A 17567-nucleotide genomic window follows, 5' to 3' on the forward strand; every position below is an offset into this window, starting at 1 on the left:
GCCCTGGAGAGGGAATACGCTCACGCAGACCTCTCCACGGGCTCACTTTCCGATTCGGCGTCAATAAGTTCCGGCGCACTGAGCAGGCGGGGAGTCGTTTCGACGGCCTTGGTTGTGAGCCCGGCATCGTTCTCATCAGTCTCGAACGCATTGATCCGGCGGGCCGTAGGAAGTACCCGGGATTCCAGAGTGCCAACGAAAGAGTTGTACTTTTCCACTGAGCTCTTGAGCGAACTGCCAAGGCGGGTGATATGCGAGCCCATGGTGCCAAGCCGTTCATACAGCTCCCGCGAGAGGTCGTACAGTTCCTTCGCGTTCTCCGTGAGAACGTCCTGGCGCCAGCTGAAGGCGACGCCTTTCAGGATGGCGAGCAGCGACACGGGGGAGGCGAGCACCACGTTGCGCGCGAAGGCGTAGTCCAACAACGCGGGGTCCGTCTGCAGCGCACTGGACAGGACGGACTCCAGTGGAATGAAGCACACCACCAGGTCGGGGGAGTTGTCCGTACCCTCCCAATACTTCTTCCGCGCGAGCGCATCCACATGGGCACGAACTGCCTTGACATGCTGGGACAGGAATTCCCTGCGGCGCGACTCCTCCAGACCAGCACGCTCATTGTCTTCCGTCGAGGAACAGGATTGAGCCTGCAGATAGGCGTCCAGCGGCACCTTCGAATCCACGACTATCTGTTTGTTTCCCGGTAGCTGAATGATCATGTCGGGGCGTGCGCTGTTCGAAGAGCCGTCCCGGGATGCGATCGTGAGGGTCGCCTGCTCGTAGAAGTCCACACGTGGGAGCATCCCCGCAGCCTCGACGATCCGCCGCAACTGCACTTCTCCCCACTGCCCGCGAGTTGTGGTGCTGCGGAGGGCAGAAGCGAGTGAATGGGTGGTCGACAAGAGCTTCGAGTCGGAAAGCTGAGCGTCCTGCAACTGCTGGGCGAGCTGCCCGAACTGCTGTGCCCGCTCCCGTTCGAGCTGACCCACATGCGCCTGGACCTGCCCGAGCTTGTCGGCCAGCGGTGCGATGGCGCGCAGTACCGACTGGTCCTGGCCTGTCTGTTCAAGGAGCTGCCGGTTCTGTGTGTGGAGGAGGCGATTCTCAGCCTCCGCGGCCGCGCGGGCAGAGACCGCGGTGCCCAGCCGTGAACCGGCGTCGTCCAGTTCACTCCGTAGTCCGGCGAGGACCGGGCGCAGGAGCACAGCAGCGATGCCCGCACCGATGACGAGGCCCAGCACTGCGGCTAGCACCACGGGAAGAAGAGTGTTTCCGTCCATGGCTCCACCATGTCAGGTGCCTCTGACAATTCCGGGCAACGCCGTTCGCCGGGCACCCGCGCCGCGGTTTCGCCACGCGGCGGTAGACTGTTCTCCCGTGGCTCTTACTATTGGCATCGTCGGACTGCCCAACGTCGGCAAATCAACTCTCTTCAACGCGCTCACCAGGAACACCGTCCTGGCCGCGAACTACCCGTTCGCAACGATTGAGCCCAACGTTGGGGTCGTAAACCTGCCGGACCCGCGGCTGGGGCAGCTGGCTGAGCTGTTCAGCTCGCAGCGGGTGCTGCCCGCAACGGTGTCGTTCGTGGATATCGCCGGTATCGTCAAGGGAGCCTCGGAAGGTGAGGGTCTCGGCAACCAGTTCCTTGCCAATATCCGCGAAGCAGAAGCGATCGCCCAGGTAGTGCGCGTCTTTGACGACCCCGACGTGGTGCACGTCGACGGTGCAGTCAATCCCGTATCCGATATGGAGACGATCAACACCGAACTGATCCTGGCCGACCTGCAGACCCTGGAGAAGGCAATCCCGCGCGTGGAGAAGGAAGTGAAGATCAAGAAGCGCGAAGCTGCGCAGCTCTCCGCGATGCAGGCAGCGCAGGCAGTTCTTGAACGAGGCGACACCATCTTCTCGTCGGCCGCCGGCGACAAGCTTGAGATGGAACACCTCAGAGAGCTGAGCCTGCTCACGGCCAAGCCTTTTATCTATGTCTTCAACGCCGATGACTCGGTACTCGGTAGCGCCGAGCGTCAGAGCGAGTTGGCAGCCCTCGTGGCACCCGCGGATTGCATCTTCCTCGACGCCAAGCTCGAAGCCGATCTGGTGGAGTTGGATCCCGAGGAAGCGCGGGAGATGCTTGAGATGAACGGACAGGAAGAGTCCGGCCTCGATCAGCTCGCCCGTGTTGGCTTCCACACCCTCGGACTTCAGACGTACCTCACTGCCGGACCGAAGGAGGCACGCGCCTGGACCATCCGTAAGGGGGCAACTGCACCGGAAGCTGCCGGAGTAATCCACTCCGACTTCCAGCGCGGCTTCATCAAGGCCGAAGTTGTCTCATTCGAGGATCTGGTCGCGGCAGGCTCCATGGCGGAAGCCAAGTCCCGCGGCAAGGTCCGGATTGAGGGCAAGGAATACGTTATGTCCGACGGCGATGTGGTGGAGTTCCGCTTCAACGTTTAGGTCCGAAATTTAACCCTCTCGGCCGGCGCTGCGAAACGCCGTGAGCGGTGCTTTTGCTGCGCGGTGCCCCGTTGGAAAATTTTGGTTGCATCTCGGTAACAACCATCTTCGCCATTCGTGTTTGATACCTGACGGTAACAAAATCGGCTTATGCTTCTTTTCATGTGAGGCACGCCACTTTGAATCATCAAAGTGCGTGTCAGTCCTTTGTAAAACCACGAAGGACATCTTCCACAACATGAAACAAGGAGGCGGAATGCGTTTCGGACGTACTTCCAAAGCCGTAGGTGTAGCTGCGATTGCTGCGCTTGCACTGAGCGCCTGCGCCGAAAGTGGCGGCGGCGAAGATCCTGGGACGGGGGGCGGCGGCGAGGCATCTGGCGGTGCAGTAACCGTTGCCGAGGTCAACCCGTTTACCTCGTTCAACTCTGACAGTGCCACCGGCAACGTCGACATCAACGGCAAGGTCAGCTATCTGACGCATGGCAGCTTCTATTATGTGAATGACGCGCTTGAGGTCGTCCGCAATGAAGATTTCGGCACGTATGAGGTGACCTCAGAGGATCCGCTCACAGTTGCCTACACAGTAAATGAGGGTGTCGCCTGGTCAGATGGCGAGCCCATCGACGCCGGAGACCTCCTTCTTTCCTGGGCCATCCAGTCCGGATACTTCGATGATGAAGACTCCGAGGCTGAAACGGGCACCACCTACTTTGCATACGCCGGCGACACGAGTGGTCTCGGTCTGACCTCGCTTCCCGAGATCAGCGAAGACGGCCGCACGATGACCCTCGAATACTCGGAGCCGTACGCTGACTTCGAGATTGCCTTCGACGTCCTCGACACCCCGGCGCACGTTGTTGCTACCGGTGGTGGATTGGCCGATGAGGACGCCCTCGTCGAGCTCATCCAGACTGCTCCCGCCGGTGATCCGGAGAACCCGGAGGATCGTCCCGAGCTCCAGTCCGTAGCCGAGTACTGGAACACAGCGTTCGACACCACCACCCTCCCGTCCGACCCGGCGCTGTACCTGTCGAGCGGGCCGTACATCGTTCAGGACATGGTCCCTGATCAGTCCATGACGCTGGTCCGCAACGATGACTACGCCTGGGGGCCCGAGCCCGCGCTGGACGAGATCACCATCCGCTACATCGGTGACGCCAACGCACAGGTTCAGGCACTGCAGAACGGTGAGGTTGACATCATCCAGCCTCAGGCATCGGCAGACACCCTCGCCTCGCTCGAGGCCATCGACGGGGTTCAGATCCTGGAGGGCGAGGAACTTTCCTTCGACCACATCGACCTGAATTACTCCGGTGTCTTTGAGGAAGAGGACGTACGACGTGCGTTCATGTACACCATCCCACGCCAGTCCATCGTTGAATCGGTAATTGGCCCGCTGGATCCTGATGCTGAGCCACGCAACTCGCAGATCTTCGACATTGGTACCGAGGGCTACGACGCCGCCGTTCAGGAGAACGGAGCGCAGGAGTTCGTTGAGCCTGACATCGAAAAGGCCAAGGAACTGCTCGCCGGTGCAACCCCTGAAGTACGCATTATGTACAACGCGGACAACCCCAACCGTGTTGACGCTTACACGCTGATCGCGGAGAGCGCCGAGCAGGCCGGCTTCAAGATTGTGAACGGCGGCCTCCCCGGGAACGAGTGGGGTGCAGCCCTAGGCGGCGGAACCTACGACGCAACAATCTTCGGCTGGGTCAGCCCAGGCGTCGGTGTGAGCGGCGTACCGCAGCTTTACGGTTGCGGTTCGGCCTCGAACTTCAGCGGATTCTGTGACGAAGAAGCTCAGGCGGCAATGGACGAGCTGATTGTCACCACAGACCCTGCCGAACAGCAGGAGCTGCAGATCACCGTTGACCGCCGTCTCTTCGAGACCGGCTACGGCCTGCCGTTCTTCCAGTCCATCGGCATCAACGCGGCCGATGAGCAGGTCCAGGGTCTCACCTTCAACCCCGGCCTTGTTGGGATCTGGTGGAACTTCTGGGAGTGGTCGGTAGCCTGATAGCTCCCGTACTACCCGCCTTCGCTAGATGATCGAAAGCGCTGGGGTCGCACCATTGGCCCCAGCGCTTTTGGGCGCTCAGGTATAGCGCGCAGTGATTGGCAAATACCAAATATTTACGAAACGTAACGTGGATTACACTCAAAATCCAACATACGGGCACAACCCGTTACCTAACCCCTTGAGGCCAAAAAGACCATGGTGACATACATTGTCAGGCGGCTGATCGCCGCTGTACTCATACTTTTTGGCGCTTCGTTCCTTGTGTACATCCTGACTGCATATTCAGGAGATCCACTCGCGGATCTGCGCCAAAGCAACGCCCCCAACCGTGAGCAGCTCATACAGCAGCGGACCGATCTGCTGAATCTCGATGTTCCGCCCATCCTGCGGTATTTCACGTGGTTGTCCGGTGCCGTCCGCTGCGTCGTACCGTTCGCCATGACGTGCGATCTCGGCAACAGCGTGACAGGCATTGAAGTGACCCAACTTCTGGGTCGCGCGATGGGACAGACCATCCTCCTCGTCACTGCTGCAACCATCCTCGCCATCGTCATCGGGATCACGCTCGGCATCGTGACAGCACTTCGCCAGTACAGTGGCCTGGACTACGGCGTCACGTTCATGGCGTTCCTCTTCTTCTCCCTTCCGGTCTTCTGGGTGGCGGTGCTCCTGAAGGAGTTCGGAGCAATCGGCTTCAACAACTTCCTGAGCGAGCCCCAAATCGGCCCGTTCGCCACAGTGCTTTGCGGCCTCGTTGTAGCGTTCCTCTTCTACCTGACCACAGGTGGAGCCCTCAAACGACGCCTGATGTGGGCGGCCATCGGTTTCGGCTTTGCGGCCGCCCTCGCCTGGTTCCTTGATTTCACAGGTTGGTTCCTCACCCCCGGCTTCGGCCCGATTGTCATCGCCTTACTGTCTATTGGCATTGCCTACGGCGTCACGCTCCTCGCGGCCGGGCTGAAAAACCGCAAGGCGCTTTACAGCTCACTGATTGTTGTTGGAATCGGTGTCGTTGCCTACTTCGCCGTACAGCCCCTGCTGAGCCGGGCTACCCTGCTGATGATTGTTCTGCTCGGAATTGCAACAGTCCTCATCGGCATCGCCGTCGGATATTTCATGGGTGGCTATGACAGGCGCCAGAATATGACCTCAGCCGGGCTGACGGCGTTCCTCATGGGCTTCCTGATTCTGCTCGACCGCTTCATGCAGGCATGGCCCGCCTATTTCGACCACAACCGCATCAACGGTCGTCCCATTGCCACCATCGGCTCGGCCACTCCGAACCTCAGCGGCGATTTCTGGATTCGGGGGCTGGACACCTACACGCACCTATTGCTGCCGACCATCGCGCTGATGCTCATCTCGCTTGCCGGCTACAGCCGCTACTCCCGCGCATCAATGCTCGAAATCATGAATCAGGACTACATCCGCACCGCTCGTGCGAAGGGTCTGGGCGAGCGGACGGTCGTCATGCGCCATGCGTTCCGCAACGCGCTGATTCCTCTGGCCACCCTCGTTGCTTTCGACATTGGTGCCCTCATCGGCGGCGCTATCATCACCGAGCAGGTCTTCGCTTTCAGCGGCATGGGCCAACTGTTCGTACAGGCACTTCAAAGACAGGATCTGAACCCCGTCATGGGCGTCTTCCTGATCACAGGCATCGTCGCACTGGTGTTCAACCTGATAGCCGACCTTGTCTACTCCGTTCTTGACCCGCGCGTAAGGGTGAAAGCATGAGCACTACAGCACAAGAAACAACGCAGGCGACGCCGGAAGAAGCCAAGGGCCTCAGCCAGGGCCAGATCGTTCGCAAGAGGTTCTTCGGACACACTGCCGCGGTGGCAAGCCTTATTGTCTTCATCGGTGTCGTCATCCTTGCCTTCACGTCCGTCGGCTATGCCGGCATCCCGGGCTGGTGGAAGTGGAACTACATTCAGACGCCTCCTCTTTCGAACCCCACCGGCGCTCCCACCTGGACGCTGCCGTTCGATTTCGGTGACCATCCCTTCGGACAGGATCGGGTGGGGCGAGACCTCTTCGCCATGACCATGCGTGGTGCGCAGCTGTCCCTGATCGTGATGTTCCTGATCGGAATCGTCGGCGGCATCATCGGAGTAGTCATCGGCGGAGTGTCCGGCTACTTCCGCGGCTGGGTGGAAGCTGTACTGATGCGTCTCACCGACGTCATCATCATCATCCCGCTCGTGATCATCGCGGCTGTCCTGGGCACCTTCGGTAATTCCATTTCCGGGCCAGGAACCTTCTTCGGCACGATTTTCGGCGGCAGCGCCGGCGTTATTCTGCTTGGAGTGTTTGTCGGGTTCGTCATCTGGACCGGCCTCGCGCGTCTGGTCCGCGGTGAATTCCTCAGCCTCCGGGAACGCGAATTCGTCGACGCGGCGCGGATTGCCGGAGCATCGAACACGCGAATCATCTTCAAACACATCGTGCCCAACGCAGTAGGCGTAATCATCGTCAACACGACCCTGGTCATGGCGTCCGCAATTCTGCTGGAGACGGCGCTGTCATTCCTTGGCCTCGGTGTCCGGGCTCCCGACATCTCGCTGGGCAGCCTCATCAGCGCGAACCAGGCTGCGTTCAGCACGCGCCCATGGCTCTTCTGGTGGCCTGGCCTCTTCATCGTGATCATCTGCCTGTCGATCAACTTCATCGGCGACGGTCTGCGTGATGCCTTCGATCCACGGCAGAAGAAGTTCAACGCCAAGAAGGCTGCAGAGCCGAGGAAGCCCGCCTGATGGCCCGTCCTATGGCACGGACGCCTATCAGCGTCACCCGCCCGCGGGGCGCCGGTCTGCTGTCACTGCAGGGCGAAGGTAAGCACGCTCAGAAGCAGCAGGACGGCGACCACGCCGAGCGGTTGCCAATTGATCCGGCGTTCCACACGGGCGGAATCCGTGGTGTCGAGGTCGATCAGTCCGTTGTCGATCCGTCGCTGCCATTCGGACCGGATCAGCAGGGCAGCCAGACCGGAGTCGGTGTTGCTCAGGTCTCCTGGACGAACGCTTCCGCCTGCTCCGTAGCTGCTTCCCGGCAGGTTCTGCATGTGCTCGGGCTTGCCGGCGTGGGTTCCACGGACCCCCGGAGCCGGCGCGGCCCACGCCGTGTAACTGCCTCCGGGAGTGATCAGCTTCAGCGCGTACTTGGTGTCGACGTGGATCAGCCCGGCCCAGGGAACATCGATGGTCAGGACCGGATTTCGCAGTTCAACGCCTACCGGTCCGACAACCACAGCCGGGTACCAGAAGAGCCACCATGCAATGGCTGCTACAGCCAGCAGGGGAGCGGCGGTAGCGAGCGCCTGCGGACCGGACGTCACGATGGACGCCACCAAACCCACAGCGACAACAACGCCGGCAATCGCGAGTATCCAGCGGCTGCTGCGCGGGCGGAAGACTGTGGTCCTGGTGGGGCCGGTCGGCGAGTTCATACCCCCATATTTCCAACATTCAGGATCAGCGCAGTAATTTGCGGGCAAACAGCCCGCTCGGCTGCGCCGTTCGCACGGTCACACAGTGGAAGGACAGCACTATGACCCACGACATCATTGACGGCGACGGGAGCAAGGAATCGCGATCGTCCGTTCGCGGTCCCGTGCTCGAAGTCAGGAATCTCAGCGTCGATTTCGGCGTCGAGAAGGAATGGGTCCCAGCGGCCATCGACCTCAATTACCACGTCAACGCTGGTGAAGTGCTTGCCATTGTCGGCGAGTCCGGTTCCGGCAAGAGCGCCAGCTCGATGGCCCTGCTCGGTCTCCTGCCCAGCAACAGCCGGGTCACGGGAGAGGTGATACTTAACGGAAGGTCCATCCTCAACCTGTCGCCGGGCAAGCTCCGGGAGATCCGTGGCAACGACGTAGCGGTGATCTTCCAGGAGCCGATGACGGCACTTAACCCGGTGTACACGGTCGGATTCCAGATCGTCGAGACACTCCGGCTGCACAACGCCATTTCGCCCGATGAAGCGAGGCAGCGTGCCATCAAGCTGCTGGACATGGTGGAGCTTCCCGATCCGGAGAAAGCGTTCCGTTCCTATCCGCATCAGCTTTCCGGCGGGCAGCGACAGCGCGCAATGATCGCACAGTCGCTCTCCTGCGATCCGAAGCTCCTCATCGCTGACGAACCCACCACTGCTCTTGACGTCACCGTTCAGGCGGAAATCCTCGACCTGATGCGCAACCTGCGCAACAAGCTCGATAGCGCCATTGTCCTGATTACCCACGACATGGGAGTTGTCGCTGACCTTGCCGACCGCATCGCTGTCATGCGCAAGGGCCTCATCGTGGAAACCGGAACGGCAGAAAAGATCTTCAGCCGGCCCGAACACCCCTACACCCAGGACCTGCTGGCGGCCGTGCCGCACCTTGGCCAGGGCACAGGTGGCGGCGGCGACGACGTCGACATCACGGCTGCACTCGCGGCCGCCACCAAGTCGGAACTCGCCGGTGTGGACGCAGAAGAGCTCGAACGCCGCGAACGCGACGTGCTTCGGGGTCTGGAAGAGGAAGTTCAGGCGGAGCGGGAGAGCCGGGGCGAGGCAGTTCTCGAACTCGTGAACGTAGCCATCGAATACCCCAAGCAGGGCAGGGTTCCGGCATTCCGGGCGGTGGAAAAAGCCACCCTGAGCATCCGTCCCGGCGAAGTCATGGGCCTGGTGGGCGAGTCCGGTTCAGGCAAGACCACGATCGGGCGCGCGGCCGTCGGGCTGCTCCCGGTGGCGGAGGGGTCGCTACGTGTTGTGGGCACCGATATCTCCGGTTTCAAGCCCACCTCCCGCGAGCTCGGGGCGGTACGACGCAACGTCGGCATGGTCTTCCAGGATCCTTCCTCGTCGCTGAACCCGCGCCTGCCGATCGGTGAAAGCATTGGAGAACCGATGTTCCTCGCGGGAGTTGCAAAGGGCGACGAGCTGCAAAAGCGGATCGAGACGCTGCTGGACCAGGTGGAACTGCCGCGTTCTTACCGCAACCGCTACCCGCACGAACTCTCGGGCGGACAGAAGCAGCGCGTGGGCATTGCCCGTGCGCTGTCGCTGAAGCCGAAGCTCATGGTCGCCGACGAGCCCACCTCCGCACTCGATGTTTCCGTGCAGGCGAAGGTTTTGGAGCTTTTCCAGAACCTGCAGCAGGAGATGGGCTTCGCCTGCCTGTTCGTGACCCATGACCTCGCAGTGGTCGACGTTCTGGCCGACCACATTTGTGTGATGCGTCGTGGGAAGATCGTCGAGCAGGGAACCCGGGACCAGATCCTTCGTAACCCGCAGGACCCGTACACGCAGCGACTGCTTGCAGCCGTGCCGTTGCCGGATCCTGAAAAGCAGCGCGAGCGGCGGGAGCTCCGCGCGCGGCTGCTGGCCTCGGCAGAGTAACCCATCCACCGAACGACGGCGATGCCCTCCTCCGCGGTTCCAATGGGGGAGGGCATCGTCGTCGTTTAATTTGTTGTTTGGGTCATGACTGTGGAAGGTTCTTGGAAGGGTCTGCGCATCCTCGTTAGGCCATCTTTTGCCTAACGCTTAGACTGGTAGTAGTGCGCGCTGTGCCGCCCGCTTTCATTTTTTCCCTGACACACGAATTGAGTCATCACGCATGTCTGTTTCCACGAGCAACACTGCTATCCGCAGTGACCTCCGTAACGTTGCCATCGTGGCGCACGTCGACCATGGCAAGACGACGCTCGTTGACGCGATGCTGAGGCAGACCAACTCCTTCGCCAGCCACGGCGAAGTTGCAGATCGCGTCATGGATTCCGGTGACCTGGAGCGGGAAAAGGGCATCACCATCCTCGCCAAGAACACCACGGTGTTCTACGAAGGTCCGTCCGCCAACGGTGAGCGCATCACCATCAACGTGATCGACACCCCCGGGCACGCCGACTTCGGTGGCGAGGTCGAGCGTGGTCTCTCGATGGTTGACGGTGTCGTCCTGCTGGTGGACGCTTCGGAAGGTCCCCTGCCGCAGACCCGGTTCGTGCTGCGCAAGGCCCTCGCGGCGAAGTTGCCCGTGGTGCTGCTGGTCAACAAGACCGACCGCCCGGACTCCCGCATCGACGAGGTTGTCAGTGAATCGATGGACCTGCTCCTCGGCCTGGCGTCGGACCTGTCGGACGAGGTGCCCGACCTTGACCTCGATTCTGTCCTCAACGTCCCGGTTGTGTACGCCGCAGCACGCGTGGGAGCAGCATCGCTTGAGCAGCCCGCAGATGGCAGCGCACCGGACAATGACAACCTTGAGCCACTTTTTAAGACCATCATTGAGCACATCCCGGCCCCGAGCTATGACCCCAACGGAGTCCTGCAGGCCCACGTGACCAACCTGGATGCCTCGCCCTTCCTCGGGCGTCTCGCGCTGCTGCGTATCTTCAACGGAACGCTCCGCAAGGGCCAGCACGTGGCCTGGGCACGCCAGAACGGCGAGCTCAAGACGGTCAAAATCACCGAACTGCTCGCCACCAAAGCGCTGGAGCGTGTGCCGGCTGACTCCGCCGGTCCCGGTGAGATTGTTGCCGTCGCCGGCATCGAGGACATCACCATCGGTGAAACCCTGACAGATGTGGACAACCCGCAGCCACTGCCGCTGATTACCGTGGATGACCCCGCTATCTCCGTCACCATCGGTATCAACACCTCTCCGCTCGCCGGAAAGGTCAAGGGCGCCAAGGTAACCGCCCGCCAGGTGAAGGACCGTCTGGACAAGGAGCTCATCGGCAACGTGTCGCTGCGGGTCCTTCCCACGGCGCGCCCGGATGCCTGGGAAGTGCAGGGCCGTGGTGAGCTCGCCCTCGCTATCCTCGTGGAGCAGATGCGCCGTGAAGGCTTCGAGTTGACCGTGGGCAAGCCGCAGGTGGTCACCCGGACCGTTGACGGCAAGATTCACGAGCCGATGGAGCACATGACCATCGACGTTCCCGAGGAATACCTCGGCGGAGTCACCCAGCTCATGGCGGCACGCAAGGGCCGTATGACCAACATGGCCAACCACGGCACCGGCTGGGTCCGGATGGAGTTCATCGTTCCCGCCCGCGGCCTCATCGGTTTCCGCACGCGCTTCCTCACGGACACCCGCGGTGCAGGCATTGCGTCCTCCTACTCCGAGGGTTACGAGTCCTGGGCCGGCGACATTGAGTACCGGACCAACGGGTCGATGATCGCGGACCGGTCCGGCGTGGTAACGCCGTTCGCCATGATCAACCTGCAGGAGCGCGGCTCCTTCTTCGTTGAACCCACTTCCGAGGTGTACGAGGGCATGATCGTCGGCGAGAACTCCCGTGCTGACGACATGGACGTCAACATCACCAAGGAAAAGAAGCTCACCAACATGCGTGCTGCTTCCTCGGACAGCTTCGAGAACCTCACCCCTCCGCGCAAGCTCACCCTTGAAGAGTCGCTCGAGTTCGCCCGCGAGGACGAGTGCGTCGAGGTGACTCCCGAGGCCATCCGTATCCGCAAGGTCATCCTCGACGCCAATGAGCGTATGCGCGCCGCGCGTTCACGCGCCCGCGCCTAGAAACCGGCCGGTAGTCGCCGGTCTCCGGCGAATCCGTGGAGAAGCATAAGGACGACGACGGCGCCAACCCGGCCGCCGTCGTCGTTCCGTCAACCCCGCGCCGTCTGCGGTGGCGCGCCGTGCTGGCTTCAGTAACTGGTGGGGTAATGGCCGCAGGTTTGGGAACGGCTCTTCACGCCCAGATCTGGTACGTGGGCGGGGTCGGGCTCCCGATGGGTGCGCTCGCTGCGGTCGTGCTGGCGATCAGTATTGCCGTCTTCGTCGCGCTCTCGGCTCGCGGAGTGTTTTTCGCAGCCCTGACCGGGATGGTTGCGTACGCCCTGGTGGGACTCACGGCGTCGTTTTCTGCTGGTGACGTCATTGCCGCCGGTGTTGAAGTGGAGGGCGAACTCCCGCCGGTTGCCGTTGCCGGCTACGTGTGGGTGGTGGGGCTGGCCGTCGGGACGATCATTGCCGTGGCGGTGTCCTGGTGGGCGCTGCGGTCCTCGCAGCGACCCTAGCGCTTAATGGAGACAGACTTCTCCGACCTGCTCAGTCGGCTGTGCGGTCCAGATGGTGGGCCAGCATGATGGAGGTCGCCGTGCCGTCTTCATCAGATTCGCGCTGTGCGTATTCCTCGAACACGTTGCGGATCTTCTCCATCATTTCGGCGCGGTTGGCGTCGTTGAGCCGCACGCCGAGACGCCAGACATCGATCTCCGAGGGATTGAGGCCGTCGATCTCCTGCAGGAACGTCTCGACAAGTACGGGCGCCGCATTGGGCATCCGGCTTCCCCAGGACAGTCCGGTTGCGCGGTAGGGGATTTCCTTCGCTCCGCGGTTGCCCGAGCGTGGTTCCTCAGCCCGCAGGAAGCCGGTTGCGAGGAGGGTCCGTACATGGTGCAGAGCCGTGGCAGGGTTCAGATTCAGGACCTCGGCAATCTCCTTGTTGGTGCGCGCCTTGTGCAGGCAGAGCCGGAGGATCCTGAGCCGAACGGGGGAGCTCAACGCCCTGCCGCGGGCCTGGACGTCCTCATCTGTTGCCATAATCAAAAGCATACGTCAGCACACGGACACTGATTGAATCTAGTCAATCGCGCATCCGCGGCGCTCTCATTCAAGCGGCGCGCCGCGCGGAGCACGCCGTGGAGGCGGCGGTGGCACCGGCTTCGCGGCGGTCACCGCGTCAAGGGGAACGACGACGTCACCCCGTCTCGCCGCGACGGTACAGCAAACATCGTCCCGGGCAGTCAGATCGCCGACAGCGTCGCTGAGGCCCCCCTCGATCCGATACCGGACCACGACGCGGGTCCCCAGCGGCAGGGACGTCAACAGTTCTACCGCCGGGTTGGTCATGCGCATAGCGTGTCATATTACGGCGGGTGCCGGCCGATGCCGATCCCAACTCCTGTTGCGTTAAGCTGGGACAGCGACGAAGAGCCGATAGCGGCACCAGAATCCTAGGGAAGGCGTGGGAAGTGACCTACGTAATCGCACAGCCGTGCGTGGATGTGAAAGACAAGGCCTGCATTGAGGAATGCCCGGTCGATTGCATCTATGAAGGTGAACGCTCCTTGTACATCCATCCGGATGAGTGCGTGGACTGCGGAGCGTGCGAGCCGGTGTGCCCGGTGGAGGCCATCTACTACGAGGACGACACCCCGGAGGAATGGGCCGACTACTACAAGGCGAACGTGGAGTTCTTCGATGACCTCGGTTCGCCGGGCGGTGCCGCAAAGCTGGGCAATACCGGGAAGGACCACCCGATGATCGCCGCCCTGCCGCCGCAAAACCAAGAAGCGTGACAGCAGCGTGACACCGAACCGGCCCTTCGGGCTCGATCTGCCGGATTACCCGTGGGACGCCATGGCGCCCTACGTTCAGGAAGCCCAGCAGCACCCGGACGGCGCCGTGAACCTTTCGATCGGCACGCCCGTCGACCCCACGCCGGAGATCATCCAGCGCGCACTCCGCGATGCTTCGGACGCACCCGGATATCCCACGACTCACGGCACCGCCGAGCTGAGGGAAGCAATCAGCGAGTGGTACCGCCGCCGTCGTGGCGTTGAGGGTCTGGATTCGGCTGACATCCTGCCGACTGTCGGCTCGAAGGAGCTTGTCGCCTGGCTGCCCACCCTGCTGGGGCTGGGAGCGGACGACGTCGTCGTGCGCCCTACGGTCGCCTACCCGACCTATGACATGGGCGCGCACTTCGCCGGCGCAGCACCGGTAGCCGCAGATTCTCTTGCCGAGCTCGATGCTGATACCCGCGCCAGGGTGCGTTTGGTATGGGTCAACTCACCGTCCAACCCGACCGGTGCGGTACATGATGTGGAGACGCTGCGAAGCATTGTCGAGGACGCCCGTGCGCTCGGTGCCATGGTGGCGTCCGACGAATGCTATGCCGAACTGGGCTGGGGCGTCTGGGACCGCGCGCAGGGCGGCAATCCGGTGCCCAGCATCCTCGATCAGCGGGTAAGCGGCGGGTCCACGGACCTCCTGTTGTCCGTCTACTCGCTGAGCAAACAGTCGAACCTCGCCGGGTATCGTGCGGCGTTCGTGGCCGGAGACAGCGCCGTACTACCGAACCTCATCAACTCGCGGAAGCACGCGGGCATGATCGTTCCCTTCCCGGTGCAGGAAGCCATGCGGGCAGCCCTCGCCGACGACGCGCATGTCGCCGCACAGAAAGACCTCTACCGCGCGCGCCGGGAGCAGTTGATACCGGCCCTCGAGGCTTTCGGGCTGACTATCCACCACTCCGACGCAGGCCTCTACCTCTGGGCGACCGCCGGAGAGGACACCTGGATTACGGTGAAGCGGTTCGCGGAGCTCGGGATCATTGTCGGGCCCGGCACGTTCTACGGTGATGCCGGAAACGGGTACGTCCGCGTGGCACTCACGGGTTCGGACGAACGGGTCGGTGCTGCTGCCGCACGTCTGAGACGCTGACGCCATGTTGCTATTGCACAACGACGGGCCAACGGATTAGTGCTGGAGGTGCTAGTGCCGGTAGCGTTTTAGCTGACTAAGCTGATCCAGCCAATCACGCATGCTTTCACATAGCTCCACAAGGAGAGTCAATGACTGAGCACAACGGCGCCTCACTCCAATATGACGGAGGAAGCCTGAGCCTCCCGCTGATTCCAGCGGCAGAAGGCAACCACGGGTACGATGTCTCGAAGCTTCTCAAGCAGACCGGCTCCGTTACCTTCGACCCCGGTTTCATGAACACCGCGGCCACAACCTCAGCGATCACCTACATCGACGGCGACCAGGGAATCCTGCGCTACCGCGGGTACCCGATCGACCAGCTGGCGCAGCACTCGAGCTTCCTCGAGGTCTCCTACCTGCTCATCTACGGCGAACTGCCGACACCGACGGAACTCGACGCTTTCGATCAGCGCATCCGCCGCCACACGCTGCTGCACGAGGAGCTCAAGGGCTTCTTCGGAGGCTTCCCGCGCGATGCGCACCCCATGCCGGTGCTCTCCTCGGCCGTTTCCGCGCTCTCCACGTTCTACCAGGACTCGCTTGATCCGTTCGACGACGAGCAGGTGGAGCTCTCCACCTTCCGCCTGATGGCGAAGCTCCCGGTCATCGCTGCCTACGCACACAAGAAGTCCATCGGCCAGCCGATGCTGTACCCGGACAACTCCATGAATCTCGTGGAGAACTTCATGCGCCTGTGCTTCGGCCTCCCGGCAGAGCCTTACGAGCTCGATCCCACGATGGTCAAGGCTCTCGACCTGCTGCTCATTCTCCACGCCGACCACGAGCAGAACTGTTCAACCTCGACAGTCCGCCTGGTGGGAAGCTCCAACGCGAACATGTTCGCGTCGGTTTCCGCCGGCATCAACGCGCTGTTCGGCCCGCTGCACGGCGGCGCCAACGAGGCAGTGCTGAACATGCTCCGCGAGATCCAGGCCAAGGGCATGCAGCCCGAGGACTTCATGGAGAAGGTCAAGAACAAGGAAGACGGCGTGAAGCTCATGGGCTTCGGACACCGCGTCTACAAGAACTATGACCCGCGCGCGAAGATCGTCAAGGCTACCGCCCACGAGATCCTCTCCAAGCTCGGCGGCAACGACGAACTCCTCGACATCGCCCTGCGCCTTGAGGAGAAGGCCCTCGCCGATGACTATTTCATCGAACGCAAGCTCTACCCGAACGTAGACTTCTACACCGGCCTGATCTACAAGGCCATGGGGTTCCCTGAGAAAATGTTCACGGTGCTCTTCGCGATCGGACGCCTGCCGGGCTGGATCGCGCAGTGGCGTGAAATGATGCAGGATCCCCAGACCAAGATCGGCCGCCCCCGCCAGCTGTACACGGGCGCCGGAGAGCGGAATTACCCCGCACGCTAGGGCAATCGCCCGGTATTGGATTACGACGACGGCCGGTTACCTTCGCAGCGAAGGTGACCGGCCGTCGTCGTACCTGAGGTCTCGAGGGGAGGGCTAGGAGGCGTAACCCTGCGGGTTGTTCTTTTGCCAGCGCCAGTGGTCCTCACACATCTGGTCGAGCGAACGGTGGGCGGACCAGCCCAGGTCGGCCAGGGCCGAAGAGGGATCGGCATAGCTGACGGCCGCGTCTCCGGGCCGGCGCGGAGCAAATTCGTACGGGATCTCGTGGCCTGCGGCCTTCGAGAACGCGGCGAGAACCTCGAGCACCGACGATCCGTTGCCGGTTCCGAGGTTCCAGCGGTGAACCCCTGAGTGGGTGGTGAGGTAGTTCAGTGCAGCGACGTGACCGTCGGCAAGGTCGACCACATGGATGTAATCGCGGATTCCAGTGCCGTCGGGTGTCGGGTAATCGTTGCCGAAGACCATGACCTTCTCGCGTCTGCCGACCGCAACCTGCGCGACGAAGGGGAGCAGATTGTTCGGAACCCCGGTCGGGTCCTCACCGATACGCCCTGACTCGTGGGCGCCGACGGGGTTGAAGTAGCGCAGCAAGGCAATGTTCCAGCGCCCGTCCGAGGCACCGACGTCGCTCAGGATGTCTTCGATCTGTTCTTTTGTGCGCCCATAGGGGTTGGTGGCATCCAGCGGCATCTTCTCGATGAGCGGAACCTGTTCCGAGGCGCCGTACACGGTGGCCGAGGAACTGAAGACCAGCGTGCGGACGTTGTGGCGGTCCATGGTGCGCAGCAGGTTCAGGGTGCCGCCGACGTTGTTGTGGTAGTAGAACAACGGCTTGTCCACTGATTCACCCACGGCCTTCAGCCCGGCGAAATGAATGACGGCGTCAACCGCTTCGGTTTCGAAGACATCGTCGAGCGCATGCTCATCGAGCAGGTCCACCTTTCGGAAGGCCAGTTCGCGTCCTGCCAGCTCTTCAACGCGCTTCAGGGCGATTTCGCTCGAGTTGTAGAGATTGTCCACAACAACGACGTCGTGACCCGCCTCCAGAAGTGCCAGTGTGGTGTGTGAGCCGATGTAACCGCTTCCGCCGGTGACGAGTATCTTCATGTGCTCAAGCCTACCGACCGGGTACCAGATCGAGCGAAGCGAGGCCTGGGAGGTCGGGGCGTTTAGAGATTCGATATGCCGCACCTAAGCGGATCAGAGTGGGAGC

General features: G+C 62.0%; 15 protein-coding genes. 10 read left to right on the forward strand and 5 right to left on the reverse strand.

The genetic code is table 11. The features are described from left to right. Positions 1-20: 20 nt before the first annotated feature. Positions 21-1277, reverse strand: coding sequence for a DNA recombination protein RmuC (locus AC5RTB_RS06615; protein ID WP_494060262.1), 1257 nt, complete (start codon positions 1275-1277; stop codon positions 21-23). Between the two features lie 97 nt (positions 1278-1374). On the opposite strand from AC5RTB_RS06615, the gene ychF reads away from it, so the two are divergent. From ychF to AC5RTB_RS06635, 4 genes are all read left to right on the forward strand, one after another. Further along, positions 1375-2460, forward strand: coding sequence for a redox-regulated ATPase YchF (ychF, locus tag AC5RTB_RS06620; RefSeq protein WP_494060263.1), 1086 nt, complete (start codon positions 1375-1377; stop codon positions 2458-2460). A gap of 256 nt (positions 2461-2716) precedes the next feature. Then, positions 2717-4483 (forward strand): ABC transporter family substrate-binding protein, encoded by a 1767-nt coding sequence (locus AC5RTB_RS06625; RefSeq protein WP_494060264.1) that lies wholly within the window; start codon positions 2717-2719, stop codon positions 4481-4483. Between the two features lie 198 nt (positions 4484-4681). Continuing rightward, a complete protein-coding gene (locus AC5RTB_RS06630; protein ID WP_494060265.1) occupies positions 4682-6223 on the forward strand; it encodes an ABC transporter permease in 1542 nt (513 codons plus the stop codon). Continuing rightward, on the forward strand, positions 6220-7242 hold the full coding sequence (locus tag AC5RTB_RS06635; RefSeq protein ID WP_494060266.1) for an ABC transporter permease: 1023 nt from the start codon (positions 6220-6222) through the stop codon (positions 7240-7242). Before AC5RTB_RS06630 ends, AC5RTB_RS06635 begins: the two co-directional genes overlap by 4 nt. 62 nt (positions 7243-7304) lie before the next feature. On the opposite strand, the gene AC5RTB_RS06640 is transcribed toward AC5RTB_RS06635, so the two are convergent. Continuing rightward, positions 7305-7934, reverse strand: coding sequence for a PH domain-containing protein (locus tag AC5RTB_RS06640; protein ID WP_494060267.1), 630 nt, complete (start codon positions 7932-7934; stop codon positions 7305-7307). Positions 7935-8035: 101 nt separating this feature from the next. Here AC5RTB_RS06640 and AC5RTB_RS06645 point away from each other — a divergent pair, with 101 nt between their 5' ends. From AC5RTB_RS06645 to AC5RTB_RS06655, 3 genes are all read left to right on the forward strand, one after another. Then, positions 8036-9871, forward strand: coding sequence for an ABC transporter ATP-binding protein (locus tag AC5RTB_RS06645; protein WP_494060268.1), 1836 nt, complete (start codon positions 8036-8038; stop codon positions 9869-9871). A gap of 220 nt (positions 9872-10091) precedes the next feature. Then, complete coding sequence (typA, locus tag AC5RTB_RS06650; protein WP_494060269.1) at positions 10092-12008, forward strand: translational GTPase TypA; 1917 nt, start codon at positions 10092-10094, stop codon at positions 12006-12008. A 35-nt stretch (positions 12009-12043) separates the two neighbouring features. After that, a complete protein-coding gene (locus AC5RTB_RS06655; RefSeq protein ID WP_494060270.1) occupies positions 12044-12508 on the forward strand; it encodes a hypothetical protein in 465 nt (154 codons plus the stop codon). Positions 12509-12539: 31 nt separating this feature from the next. Here AC5RTB_RS06655 and AC5RTB_RS06660 read toward each other — a convergent pair whose 3' ends face one another. Continuing rightward, positions 12540-13034: an ArsR/SmtB family transcription factor gene (locus AC5RTB_RS06660; RefSeq protein ID WP_494060271.1), complete on the reverse strand. Its 495-nt coding sequence runs from the start codon at positions 13032-13034 to the stop codon at positions 12540-12542. Positions 13035-13100: 66 nt separating this feature from the next. Then, complete coding sequence (locus AC5RTB_RS06665) at positions 13101-13343, reverse strand: putative acetyltransferase (RefSeq protein WP_494060272.1); 243 nt, start codon at positions 13341-13343, stop codon at positions 13101-13103. Between the two features lie 122 nt (positions 13344-13465). Between AC5RTB_RS06665 and fdxA the strand changes: the two genes are divergently transcribed. The 3 genes from fdxA (at position 13466) to AC5RTB_RS06680 (ending at position 16354) form a co-directional block, all read left to right on the forward strand. After that, positions 13466-13792 carry a ferredoxin gene (gene fdxA / locus AC5RTB_RS06670; protein WP_309072692.1) on the forward strand — a complete coding sequence of 109 codons (327 nt, stop codon included), beginning with the start codon at positions 13466-13468 and terminating at the stop codon, positions 13790-13792. Between the two features lie 7 nt (positions 13793-13799). Continuing rightward, positions 13800-14939: a succinyldiaminopimelate transaminase gene (gene dapC, locus AC5RTB_RS06675; protein ID WP_494060273.1), complete on the forward strand. Its 1140-nt coding sequence runs from the start codon at positions 13800-13802 to the stop codon at positions 14937-14939. Between the two features lie 131 nt (positions 14940-15070). Beyond that, positions 15071-16354, forward strand: coding sequence for a citrate synthase (locus tag AC5RTB_RS06680; RefSeq protein ID WP_494060274.1), 1284 nt, complete (start codon positions 15071-15073; stop codon positions 16352-16354). A gap of 93 nt (positions 16355-16447) precedes the next feature. On the opposite strand, the gene galE is transcribed toward AC5RTB_RS06680, so the two are convergent. Then, on the reverse strand, positions 16448-17461 hold the full coding sequence (galE, locus tag AC5RTB_RS06685) for a UDP-glucose 4-epimerase GalE (protein ID WP_494060275.1): 1014 nt from the start codon (positions 17459-17461) through the stop codon (positions 16448-16450). Positions 17462-17567 lie beyond the last annotated feature (106 nt).

The sequence above is a fragment of the Arthrobacter sp. M71 S08 genome (assembly GCF_059089725.1).

Coding starts and splice junctions, on each gene's coding strand:
- AC5RTB_RS06615 (WP_494060262.1), bottom strand. CDS start 1,277: ATGGACGGAAACACTCTTCTTCCCGTGGTGCTAGCCGCAGTGCTGGGC.
- AC5RTB_RS06625 (WP_494060264.1), top strand. CDS start 2,717: ATGCGTTTCGGACGTACTTCCAAAGCCGTAGGTGTAGCTGCGATTGCT.
- AC5RTB_RS06630 (WP_494060265.1), top strand. CDS start 4,682: ATGGTGACATACATTGTCAGGCGGCTGATCGCCGCTGTACTCATACTT.
- AC5RTB_RS06635 (WP_494060266.1), top strand. CDS start 6,220: ATGAGCACTACAGCACAAGAAACAACGCAGGCGACGCCGGAAGAAGCC.
- AC5RTB_RS06640 (WP_494060267.1), bottom strand. CDS start 7,934: ATGAACTCGCCGACCGGCCCCACCAGGACCACAGTCTTCCGCCCGCGC.
- AC5RTB_RS06645 (WP_494060268.1), top strand. CDS start 8,036: ATGACCCACGACATCATTGACGGCGACGGGAGCAAGGAATCGCGATCG.
- typA (WP_494060269.1), top strand. CDS start 10,092: ATGTCTGTTTCCACGAGCAACACTGCTATCCGCAGTGACCTCCGTAAC.
- AC5RTB_RS06660 (WP_494060271.1), bottom strand. CDS start 13,034: ATGGCAACAGATGAGGACGTCCAGGCCCGCGGCAGGGCGTTGAGCTCC.
- AC5RTB_RS06665 (WP_494060272.1), bottom strand. CDS start 13,343: ATGACCAACCCGGCGGTAGAACTGTTGACGTCCCTGCCGCTGGGGACC.
- AC5RTB_RS06680 (WP_494060274.1), top strand. CDS start 15,071: ATGACTGAGCACAACGGCGCCTCACTCCAATATGACGGAGGAAGCCTG.
- galE (WP_494060275.1), bottom strand. CDS start 17,461: ATGAAGATACTCGTCACCGGCGGAAGCGGTTACATCGGCTCACACACC.